Genomic DNA, 12,470 nt, shown 5'->3' with positions numbered 1-12,470 from the left:
GGGAAAAAGCCCAGACCACCAGCTAAGGTCCCAAAGTGCGTGTTAAGTGGAAAAGGATGTGGGATTTCGAAAACAACTAGGATGTTGGCTTAGAAGCAGCCATACATTAAAAGAGTGCGTAATAGCTCACTAGTCGAGAGGTCCTGCGCCGAAAATGTCCGGGGCTAAAACACGACACCGAAGCTGTGGAATTGCATTTATGCAATTGGTAGAGGAGCATTCTTAACAGCGACGAAGCGGTACCGTAAGGAGCCGTGGAGTGTTAAGAAGAGAGAATGCCGGAATGAGTAGCGAGATAGAAGTGAGAATCTTCTAGGCCGAATATCCAAGGTTTCCAGAGTAAAGCTGATCTGCTCTGGGTAAGTCGGGACCTAAGGCGAGGTCGAAAGACGTAGTCGATGGACAACAGGTTGAAATTCCTGTACCTTATATAAACAGAACTGTGGGGACGCAGAGAGAAAGCCAGAGCCGGGAATGGAAAAACCGGTGCAAGCGGGATAGTAGTGTGGCAGGCAAATCCGTCATACAATACGAAGACGTGACGCGGACCGAAACTATAAGTAGGGAAGCTGGTGAGCGAACTGCCAAGAAAAGCCGCTATTGTTTTATATAAGCCCGTACCGTAAACCGACACAGGTGGATGAGGAGAGAATCCTAAGGCCGACGGGAGAAGCATTGTTAAGGAACTCGGCAAAATAACCCCGTAACTTCGGGAGAAGGGGTGCCTGTAGCAATACAGGCCGCAGAGAATTGGCCCAAGCAACTGTTTAGCAAAAACACAGGTCTATGCAAAACCGAAAGGTGAAGTATATGGGCTGACGCCTGCCCGGTGCTGGAAGGTTAAGGGGAGATGTTAGGAGCAATCCGAAGCGTTGAACTTAAGCCCCAGTAAACGGCGGCCGTAACTATAACGGTCCTAAGGTAGCGAAATTCCTTGTCGGGTAAGTTCCGACCCGCACGAAAGGCGTAATGATTTGGGCACTGTCTCGACAATGCACCCGGTGAAATTGAAATACCAGTGAAGATGCTGGTTACCTGCGCCAGGACGGAAAGACCCCATGGAGCTTTACTCTAGCTTGATACTGGGATTCGGTATTGCATGCACAGGATAGGTGGGAGGCTTTGAAGCTATGACTCCGGTCGTAGTGGAGCCGCTGTTGGGATACCACCCTTGCAGTATTGGATTTCTAACATGTGCCCGTGATCCGGGCAGTGGACAATGTCAGGTGGGGAGTTTGACTGGGGCGGTCGCCTCCGAAAGGGTATCGGAGGCGCTCAAAGGTCTTCTCAGAATGGTTGGAAACCATTCGCAGAGTGCAAAGGCAGAAGAAGGCTTGACTGCGACACCGACGGGTGGAGCAGGTACGAAAGTAGGACTTAGTGATCCGGTGGTATAAAGTGGGATTGCCATCGCTCAACGGATAAAAGCTACCCTGGGGATAACAGGCTTATCACTCCCAAGAGTTCACATCGACGGAGTGGTTTGGCACCTCGATGTCGGCTCATCGCATCCTGGGGCTGTAGTAGGTCCCAAGGGTTGGGCTGTTCGCCCATTAAAGCGGTACGCGAGCTGGGTTCAGAACGTCGTGAGACAGTTCGGTCCCTATCCGGCGCGGGCGTAGGATATTTGAGAGGAGCTGACCTTAGTACGAGAGGACCGGGTTGGACTGACCTCTGGTGGATCGGTTGTACTACCAAGTGCATGGCCGAGTAGCCAAGTCGGGAAGGGATAAACGCTGAAGGCATCTAAGCGTGAAGCCCCCCTTAAGATAAGATATCCCATGCGAAAGCAGTAAGACCCCTTGAAGACGACAAGGTGGATAGGTTAGAGGTGGAAGTGCAGTAATGCATGCAGCTGACTAATACTAATAGGTCGAGGGCTTGACCAAAGAAGGAAACTTCCTGGATGATATAAACAATCATTCAGTTAACGGATGGTTTTAAATATAGATGGACAATTACATGTGTAGTTTTGAAGATATAAGAATAAAAGTTATCTCAGATATTGAGGTAACTTTTTTTGTGTCTATTAGATGCATCATATAATTGATAAACATGAACAAATTTAATAATTAACTTTAGAATTAGATAGGTTTGTATATTTTACTGTAAAAAGGAGTTATGTACTTAACGGTGCATAATTCCTTTTTTACTTTGTTAAATTTTAAATTAATTTGTGAAAAGTGATGACAGGGTTTACAATATATGATAATCTATTAGTGGACATATTGGTAAAAATGACATAAATGACTTGTGTTGAAGTATGTAATACACTATAATTAACAAACCTTATTAAATTGAGTGTTAGATTCTGTTACAATCAAACTAAAAAGGATAGGTTCGTATGCTGCATAAATTAATGGTTAAAAAGTTTTTATCCTTGAATCTCTTTAAGAAATTAATGATTATGTTATTGCTAATTTCAATTCTTCCAATTTTCTTAATTCAATTTATATCCTATAAAATAAGTACCTCAACGATCGAACGGCAGACAAAAGAACTGATTATGGCGAATCTGAAACAATCGAGTAATAGTGTGGATGAGTTTTTTCATTCCTATGATAAGATTATTATGGATATGTATACGGACAGCAGTTATATTGATAATTTAAAGTATATCAACGTTTGGGACTCTAAGAATTACTATACAGCAAAGCATCGAATTGAGGAAAAACTTGAAAATATTGTTTACGTTTATCCTGAAATACTGGGTATCGCTATCGTTGGTTTAAACGGTGATGCTACCTTTTATGATACAATCACTTTATCAGGTGAGGAAAGCTTTTGCTTTGATATTGATCATATAAGGATAGATCCGATGTTTAAAGACTCACTAAGTGTAAAACATGCTATTTATTCCAGTACAGTTCATAAATCGGATTTTAATTATGGAAATAAGAATTATTTTTACATAGCACATCAGTTAACAGACTTTAATAATTATGAGAACGGTCCTGTCGGAAGTATTATTCTGTGTATTGATGAAAATGCTCTACGCAATGTATATACTGCTGGTATGGATTTTAATTCGAACCTAACCTTCTTAATAAACGAAAACGGAGATATAATATCTTTTCCTATAGCATCTTTCGTAGGATTGAATTTATATGATGGATATAGTAATAATAAAGGAAATAATTACAATACGGAAAACACCAAAAATAGCAAGGAAAATACTGATAGCAGAAAGGAAAATACTGATAGCAGAAAGGTAAACGCTGATAGCAGAAAAGTAAACACTGAGAATAGGAATGGTAATAGTGAGAATAGGAATAGTGATACTGAGAATAGGAATGGTAACACGGATAGTAGGAATGGAAGCTCTGATAATAGGAACGAATTAATGGAAGGAGCAATAAAGAATTTTTTTATTCGGAATAATTTCATGAATTCAAAAAAGCTGGAGGTACATGTAAGCAGTATAAAGGACGGGGTTTTTACTCTTATTAATGTGCAGAATTTAACCTATGCTTTAAAGGATGTCCAGAATATTTCCATGATTATTGTTCTAATTGGGATTTTAGTTGGCATGGTATGTATATTAATATCCATGTCCTTTGCGGCTACTACGGATAAGTCGGTTAAGAAGATAATACATGCCATGGGAAAAGCGGATCAGGGAGATTATGATATCCGGATAGCTATAGATGGCAAAGATGAATTTGCTACAATTGCTCATCACTTTAATGATATGATAATCAGAATAAAAGATTCCAATAAACAGGAAGTGGAAGCCTTGGTACGGGAAAAGAATGCGGAAATCAAATCTTTAGAAGCCCAGATAAATCCACACTTTTTATATAATACTCTGGATGCAATCAACTGGGTTGCATTGGAACACGAGGAATTTCATATCAGTAAAATGCTTATTAATTTAGCTGCCATTTTAAGATACAGTATTCAAAAGAGTAATGAAATTGTGACTATACAGGAGGAACTGGAGTATTTAAAACGGTATATCTATTTACAACAGCAGCGGTTTTGTTATTCTTTTCAATGTATGATTCATATGGATGACACGTTAATGTGTACCAGAATACATAAACTTTTGATACAGCCATTGATTGAAAATACCATTGTCCATGGCTTTCCTGGCAGTACAGACCATGATGAAATTGACATAGAAATCAGCAGGGAAGGTGCTTTTTATGTTCAGATTCAGGTAAAGGATAACGGAAAGGGTATGTCGAAAGAATTGGCGGAGGTATTTAACAGTTATGATTATAAAAAGGATAAGATAGAAACCAGTATAGGTGTCAGGAATGTTATTACCAGATTAAAACTGTATTACGGAGGTAATAGTTATTTTCATGTGGATTCGAGTGAACAGGGGACTACGGTAACGATACTGATTCCATATGAAATATAGTAATTTACCATATTGTTAAAAGAACAGAGGAAAGCATAAATCAAACTAAGGAAAGCATAAATCAAACTAAGGTGTATCGGAGGAGACCTATGCGTATAGCAATTGTTGAAGATGAACCCAAAACAAGAGAAGGCCTAATAAGTATTATTGGTACGGATTATGAAATATGCGGTATTGCTTCAGATGGATTTGAAGGTATCAAGTTGATCAAGGAGCTGAAACCGGATTTAATCATAACAGATATACAGATGCCTGGTATGGATGGATTATCAATGCTTCGCCAATTAGAGGAGGAGGGCATTGTATATTATGCGCTGATTTTGACAGGTCATTCTTCTTTTGATTATGTAAGGACGGCATTACATCTGGGAGTGGTGGATTATGTATTAAAGCCGGTTGATATTGAGAATTTCAGAGCTTTATTAAATGAAACAGAAGCTAAGATTTTAAAAGAAAAGTCGGAAAAAATTAATTCGGCCCAGTTGATCTGGAGCTTAATGACAGGTGAACAAGAGGAGAAGGAACATCTGATTCGTCAGCTTTCCAACCAATTACAGGCAAATGAAAGAATGGAGATAACCTTGTTTTTGGTAAAGCCGGATAGTATAGACCAAGAAACAGTAAGTGAAATGATTCATTGTATGAAAGATAAGATGAACTCTTTATGCATCATGAATTTCCATGTGGTTCATTTATCCTTTGAGTACGGGATATTAGTACTGATAATCGATACGGAAAAGAATAAGTTTCTAAATAAAGTATTTTCTGCTCATATATTACCTTGCTTGAACAGCATTGGTTCCTGTCGCTGCAGTTATAATTCCATATTTGGACTGACAAGGCTTGAGAATGCTATAACTGAATTAAAGGATCTGCTGTCATATACTTTCGTATATGGCAGCGAGGTGATTCTTAATAAGCAAATGGTGGAAACACTGGAGTTCACCAGTATAAGTTATCCGGTAGATTTAGAAAACCGTATCCGCAAAGAAATTATTAACGGCAATTATGAGAAAGCATTAAAAATAAGTGATAAATTTAAGGAAATAATTATCGAAAGCCAGGGCAGACCGGAGTTAATCAGAGAATACACAGCGAGATTTTCCTCTAGTATCTATAATGTGGCCAAAGAATATAATACCCAGGCAGAACCTAAGTTAATCTTTCATTACTTTATTAATAACATGATTGAAAGTAAAACGAAAACAGATTTGATCTTAAACTATGAAAAAATTATACATAACATACTAACCGATTCCGATGAAGAAATGGATATTGACAATTTGACTGTATTAAAAGTAATTAATTTTATTAGGGATAATTACAGTAAAGACATTACCCTGTCAGAGGCAGCAAATCTGGTGGGGGTAACGCCTGAATATTTAAGCAAGTTATTTAATCAGAAAATTAATATTAATTTTGTAGTATTTTTAAGAAATTTCAGAATCAGTATTGCGAAACGTATGATACTATCCGGAAAATACCGGATACAAGAAGTGGCTGAACAAGTTGGATTTAAGGATCCAAAATATTTTAATAAAGTATTTAAATCCGTTTGCGGCATTTCGCCCTCAGAATATAAGAAGGTGATTTAGATGAAGCTGTTTCGTATAACTGCGGTTTTATCGGTGGGGGTAATTTTTGTCTTATTTCTAATTGCCGGTAATTATTACAGGGATAGTTTAAGTAAGTCAAGGACAACCGAACCGGTTACAGAAAAGAAAGTGTTACGGATTCTGGCTCCATATGAAACTACAGCCAATTGCAAGATGCTTAATAGTATAGCCAGGCAGTACTCTGAGATTGCAGGCAATCCCAAGGTAGAAATCGATTTTATATCTAAAAATGATTTTAAAAAAGAAATCTGCATGAATTTGGATCAGGACCAGTTAGCGGATCTTATTATATGCGACAATTCCATTATGCCTGCACTGATTAACCTAAGTGTGCTCAGAGATATTAGTGCTTATGTAAATGAGACCTCTAAAACGTCCCATTATTATTTAGAGCAATGGAACAATACCAGAAGTGACGGTAAATATTATGGAATACCGTTTACCTGCGACCCTTATGTACTGATATGGAATAAGAATTTATTTAAAAAAAATAATGTTACCGTTCCGCAGAACTGGGAGGACTTAAAAACTACCGCCAGAAAAGTTCAGGAATTTGGTATCAGCGGAATCGGAATCGGTGCCAGACAGCCAGAGGAAGTAACGGCTCTTTTCCTCCAGCTGCTCTATTCAACCGGCGGTACCATTCGGGAAATTAATGGGGAAGGCGGAATGAAAGTATTTGAACTCCTTAGTTATCTGAAAAAGAACAAGCTGATTCCCATGGAATGTATTAACTGGAATCAACTGGATTTAACCAATAAGTTTATAGACAGCGAAATTGCTATGATGATAAATAATCTCAGTACTTTATCTGTTTTAAAGACTAGTAACATTGATTTTGAAATAGGTGTTGCAGCAGTTCCCTATGAGAAGAAAGAAAATTATATGTTCCATGGTAAGAATATTGGAATCTCCATAACTGCAGATTATACCGCTTCCATAAAATTCTTAAACTATATTACCCAAAAAGATATAGTAAAACAGATTGCAAAAGATACGGAAACCATACCGGTACAAGTAGATGTAGACTATGATTTTAGTGATGACGGATATGTTATCAGTAAAGAGTTTATTCAAAAACAGAGAGAGCATGGGATAGCCAAGAGTTCTTTAAACTCCTGGTTTGACATTTCTGCCGCTATTTCCGAGGGGGTATATCAATTAATCAGTGAATCGAATCCTTCTATCCACAGTATAGCAGATACCATGCAGGATAAGGTGCGGATAGCTATAATAGATAATTAAGGCACGAAGAAAATTACGAACGGGGCAGCTGCAAACTGCAGGACACGGAACCTGGGTATATTTTTTCCCAGGTATTTTGTCCTTGATTTTGCAGCAATCTCCAGTTATAAAAATAATTAACTTAGAAATTGAGGACAAACTCAGTTGTATGTCTTAAAACACACCTCGAAAAAAGTCATATAAAGTAAGGTTAATAATTTACTCCTTTATTAAAAATTTAGAATTTCTGCGAAAATCCAGAAGTGTTAAGATGGAATTGTAACAAATAGATTCATTCTATTAAAGGAGGCTTTATATGAAGAAGGTATTACGCAAACTATTTGCGTACGTTGTATCTTTTGTGCTTGTAGCGGTCATGCTTACCGGCTGCGGCGGTTCAAAGGATAAAACCACGGGGTCGGAGACAGGTGGTACAACTAAAAAGACAGAGGCTGGTACAGATACAAAGGCTGAGCCTACGGCATCGGGAGAGATGACGGAAGTTGGAACACCCAGAAATGAAACACTTATTGTTGAATGCCAGTCACCTACTGACACACCAGGACAATTCAATTCCTATATGCAGGGGACTTCTATGGGATTTGGTATTCATCAGCTGATGTCCGCTATGATGTGGGAAATCGATACGGTAAAAGGTGAACAGTTCGGCGAGGTTGCAGATGGCATGCCCGTATCAAATGCAGATTTTACCGAGCATACGGTTAAGATTCGCCAAGGTATTAAGTGGTCTGATGGGGAAGACTTAAATGCTGATGACGTTGTGTTTACATTTAACATGATTATGACTAACCCTGGTATCACCCAGAATGCATATTACAATCAGGTATTTAAATCTGTTGAAAAAGTAGATGATTATACCGTTAAGATTGTTACCAAGGAGTCTTTCCCTCGTTTAGCACAGAGATTTGGTGTTACAATCTGGGGAAATGATTTAAGAATCGTTCCGGAACATATCTATTCAAAACAGGCAGATGTTACCCAATTTAAAGATTCCGAACCAGTTGTTGCAGGACCATATACCGTAAAAGCATATGACGAATTAGGAAAATGGATTCTGTATGAACGCCGTGAAGACTGGAAAGACAGTACCGTTGGCGTTGTAACCGGAAAAGAACCAAAAGCAAAATACGTATGGTTCAGAAATCTAGGCGATGATACAACCCGTCAGATGAGTCTTATCAGTAATGAAGTTGATATTCTTTGTGAAGTATCACCGGAAATGTTAGAAGCTATGACAGCACAGAATCCCAATATTGCATGCTGGTACAAAGACTTCCCATATGCTACTAGTGATGACCCATGTTCAAAAGGTTTAGCATTCTCTATGGGTAAAGGGGCTCCTTTTGACAATAAAGATTTCCGCTGGGGTATTGCACTTGCGATGAATTTCGATGAGATATCACAGAACATATTTAACGGTGTTGGCCGTGCATCACCATTCCCAATTCTTACAAATACAAGTGCTGCACAGGAGCTGTATGTAAAACCTCTGCTTCCCTGGTTAGAAGATTTTTCACTTGACTTAGGTGATGGTACTACGGTGAAACCTTTTGATGAAGGCTATGCTGATCGAATGGCAGAAGTACTGAAAGGGAAAGGATATAGTATACCAACCGATCATGATGCACTTGTTGATATGTTTGGTGTAGGCTGTTGGAAATACGATCCCGCAGCAGCAGAGAAACTCTTCGTGAAAGCCGGTCTTGAGAAAAAAGCAGACGGCTGGTATTTTAATGGAAAACCGTTTACCTTCAATATGACTTATTTAGCAGATACGGAAGCTCAGGCTGGACGTGGTGTTCAGGCGGCTTATGATCAGCTTACCAAATTTGGTTTTAAAATTAATCTAGTAAGTGAATCCAGCGCTACCTGGGATACCAATGGTCAAACAGGTAATTATGATATTGCCGGATATTGGCCTACTGGTTTCATAACCAAAGATATTTATTCACAGATCAATGGTTGGGATGCGGACCTTATCGTTCCGATGGGAGAGAAAGGTTCCGGTCAGGGAACACGCTGGAATAATACCAGAGCGACTGAAATCATTCATGAGTTAGCAAAACTTTCACCGGATGACCCGAAATCCTATGAACTGGGTCAGGAATTCTTTAAGATTTCCATAGAAGAACTTCCTTTTATTGGTTTCCACTCAGGCGTTAAGTTCGTTCCGACAAACAGTACCTACTGGAATAATTATCCTAACTCTGAGAATCCTTATAATGGCCCATGGTGGTGGTGGAGCTGCTTTAAATATATAACAACAGAGATTTCACCGGTTCAATAAAAAGAACGTACAGTATAAAAGTTCCTACAATATAAAGCTTTTACTGCCTGGTGGCACCCACCGGGCAGTATCAGCATTCAGACAAATAATCACGAATTAAAAAAGGAGTGAAACCGTTGAAATTTCGCAAATATTTCGGTCTTAGGTTTTTAACCTATATATTGACTGTATGGATTGGTATTACTTTTATATTTTTTATTCCACGTATGTTTCCATCCGATCCCGTTGAGAATATGATTGGTCAGATTCAGTCACGTTCTGGTCAGATGGATCCAGCACAAATGGATGCACTTCGTTCACAGCTTCGGGTGCAATTTGGTCTTGAAGGCTCTCTGCTTGAGCAATACGGCACTTTTCTTTGGAATGGGTTGCTGCATTTTAATTTCGGACCCTCTCTTATGAGTTATCCTACTCCGGTTGGAGATATCATCGGAATGTATTTGCCATATACGCTTTTCCTTTCTCTGACGACTACTGTTATAGCCTGGATTATTGGTAATATCATTGGGCTTTTAGCCGGTTTTAGAAAAAATAAGTTATCCTCCAAAATTTTAGAGGGGATAGCAATATGCATTTATCCTGTTCCTTATTTTATTATAGCTCTGATATTGCAGATTGTATTTGCATTTGTTTTGGGGTGGTTCCCGATTCAGGCTACCATAAACACCCAGGGTAATTTTGCAGTTCTGTTCGCTTCCCTTCTCAAAGCTTCTATTCTTCCGGCTTTGTCCATGCTCTTAGTAGGTACCGGCTGGTGGATCATATCCATGAAATCCCTTGCAGGTACAACTTCAGAAGAAGACTTTGTCCTTTTTGCACGTTATAGAGGACTTTCCGAAGGCACCATCGGCTTAGGTTATGTATTCAGAAATTCCATACTGACCCAGGTAACCGCTCTGGCTATGAGTCTTGGCGGCGTATTCGGCGGTTCTATTATGACAGAGATCGTATTTGGATATCCCGGTGTTGGTTCTCTGGTACAAAAGGCTATCCTGATGTCGGACTATAATATGATACTTGGATGCATCACAATTTCTATCGTGGCAATATCCACTGCAACGTTGATTGTGGATCTGATTTATCCGTTTATCGATCCGCGTATCCGATACAGTTAAGGCCAGGAGGTGGAATGTTGAAAAAAATGAAAAAGTTTTGGAAAAATACGAATTTTGGTTTTAAAATAGGCTTCATTATGACTGCGTTTTTTCTGGTGGTTGGATTTGTTATATACTTCTCCCCCCATATTAATCCCTTTACCTTTAATTCTTATCCGAGTAAGTTAGGCCCTTCCAAAGAACACTGGCTGGGAACTACAAGTATGGGGCAGGATGTTTTATGGCTGCTGATTGAAGCGATACATAATTCACTGCTGATTGGTCTAATTGTGGCTACGATCGGTACCGTTGCCGGTGTGTTTATCGGACTCCTGGCTGGATTTTCAGGAGGGTTACTGGACCGGGTATTAACAGTTGTTACCGATACGTTTATTGTAATACCTTCCCTTCCTATACTTATATTAATGACCTCTTTTATGAAAGGAACTTCTACGGTAATTTTAATGGCACTGGTACTGGCTATGTTTGCCTGGGCCTGGCCCAGCCGTCAGATCCGTTCTATGGCATTGTCTATGCGGGAACGGGATTTTATCCACACCGCTTGGTTTTCCGGTGAAGGTACCATTCAGGTTGTTGTAACCGAGATATTACCCTATGCTCTTACCTGGTCTCTCTCCAACTTCATGAATGCTACACTGGCTGCCATAGCGTCTGAATCCAGTCTTGCAGTGTTAGGTCTGTCCCCGGGCAATTTAATCTCCCTGGGCAATATGATCCAGTGGGCAAGAGACCGTAATGCGATCTTTACGAAGCAATGGTTCTGGATAGGTTCTCCGATAGTTGCTACGGCTGTAATGTTTATCGGACTGTTCCTTCTGATAACAGGCTATAATGATTATTTATCAAAGAAGAGAGGTAGATAAGCAATGATAAAAATAGACCATTTATCCACTTCGTATACCACCATAGACGGACCGGTTCATGTTATTAATGATGTGGATTTTGAAATATTTGATAATGAAATTTTTGGTATAGCCGGTGAATCAGGCTGTGGAAAAACCACCCTTTTAAAAGCATTGTATGATATAATTGAGTTTCCTCTGGTAGTAGATTCAGGTAAGCTTATTTTAAGCGGGCAGAAAGAAGGAAAAGATTTTTCCTACGAAACCGGTGAAATCAGAAAAAACTGGTGGAATAATATTTCCTATGTGCCCCAGGCGGCTCAGAGCGTATTAAATCCCATCGTTCCTCTTAAAAACCAGTTTCTGGATTCTATTCCGAAATCAGATAGAAAGAAAGAAACGAAGGAACAGACCTTAAAGAGAGTTGGGGCTTATTTAGAAGAGTTAAGCCTCTCCTCGGATTTATTAAAGGCATATCCGTTCCAGCTTTCCGGAGGAATGAGACAGCGTGTTATTATAGCCCTGGCTACGTTTATGTCGCCCAATGTAGTGCTGGCAGATGAGCCGACTACCGCTCTTGATGTAGTGGTGCAACGAGGTATTCTTATGATGCTTATGCGTCTGCAAAAGCAGTTAAAGAATACGATGGTCATAGTAAGCCATGATATGGGTGTACATTATCAGGTAACAGACCGTATGGGAATTATGTATTCGGGCAGTATGATTGAGCTTGGAAAAACCGTTGATATCTTTGAAAAACCCATTCATCCTTATACAAAAATGTTAGTAGGAGCTCTTCCAAGAGTCGGTGACAAGAGTCAGAAAACTGGAATACCGGGAAGACCCCCGGCACTTACCAATCCGCCTCCCGGCTGCAGGTTTGCACCCCGGTGTCCCAAGGCAACGAATAAGTGCAAAGAACTGGTACCAAAGTTTCGTGAAGTGGAACAGGGGCGTTATGCAGCCTGTCATTTACTAAACAGTGAGGTGGTGTAA

7 protein-coding genes and 1 rRNA gene (1 of these 8 running past the window's edge) are annotated in these 12,470 nt (G+C 39.6%); all 8 read left to right on the top strand.

Annotation, left to right across the window (positions count from 1 at the left end):
- Positions 1 to 1,889, top strand: a 23S ribosomal RNA gene (locus QA584_RS23900) (it extends 1,025 nt beyond the left edge of the window).
- A gap of 455 nt (positions 1,890 to 2,344) precedes the next feature.
- Positions 2,345 to 4,369 carry a cache domain-containing sensor histidine kinase gene (locus QA584_RS23895; protein ID WP_278271616.1) on the top strand — a complete coding sequence of 675 codons (2,025 nt, stop codon included), beginning with the start codon at positions 2,345 to 2,347 and terminating at the stop codon, positions 4,367 to 4,369.
- 89 nt (positions 4,370 to 4,458) lie between these two features.
- Positions 4,459 to 5,964, top strand: a complete 1,506-nt coding sequence (locus QA584_RS23890; protein ID WP_278271615.1) for a response regulator transcription factor — start codon at positions 4,459 to 4,461, stop codon at positions 5,962 to 5,964.
- Positions 5,965 to 7,230, top strand: a complete 1,266-nt coding sequence (locus QA584_RS23885) for an ABC transporter substrate-binding protein (protein WP_278271614.1) — start codon at positions 5,965 to 5,967, stop codon at positions 7,228 to 7,230.
- Between the two features lie 295 nt (positions 7,231 to 7,525).
- A complete protein-coding gene (locus tag QA584_RS23880; protein ID WP_278271613.1) occupies positions 7,526 to 9,517 on the top strand; it encodes an ABC transporter substrate-binding protein in 1,992 nt (663 codons plus the stop codon).
- Positions 9,518 to 9,633: 116 nt separating this feature from the next.
- Positions 9,634 to 10,632, top strand: a complete 999-nt coding sequence (locus QA584_RS23875) for an ABC transporter permease (RefSeq protein ID WP_278271612.1) — start codon at positions 9,634 to 9,636, stop codon at positions 10,630 to 10,632.
- Positions 10,633 to 10,646: 14 nt separating this feature from the next.
- Positions 10,647 to 11,495 (top strand): ABC transporter permease, encoded by an 849-nt coding sequence (locus QA584_RS23870; RefSeq protein ID WP_278271611.1) that lies wholly within the window; start codon positions 10,647 to 10,649, stop codon positions 11,493 to 11,495.
- Between the two features lie 3 nt (positions 11,496 to 11,498).
- Positions 11,499 to 12,470, top strand: a complete 972-nt coding sequence (locus tag QA584_RS23865; protein WP_278271610.1) for an ABC transporter ATP-binding protein — start codon at positions 11,499 to 11,501, stop codon at positions 12,468 to 12,470.

Source organism: Anaerocolumna sp. AGMB13025 (assembly GCF_029689925.1).
Lineage (GTDB): Bacteria > Bacillota > Clostridia > Lachnospirales > Lachnospiraceae > Anaerocolumna.
This window is presented reverse-complemented; position numbering and strand designations above follow the sequence as displayed.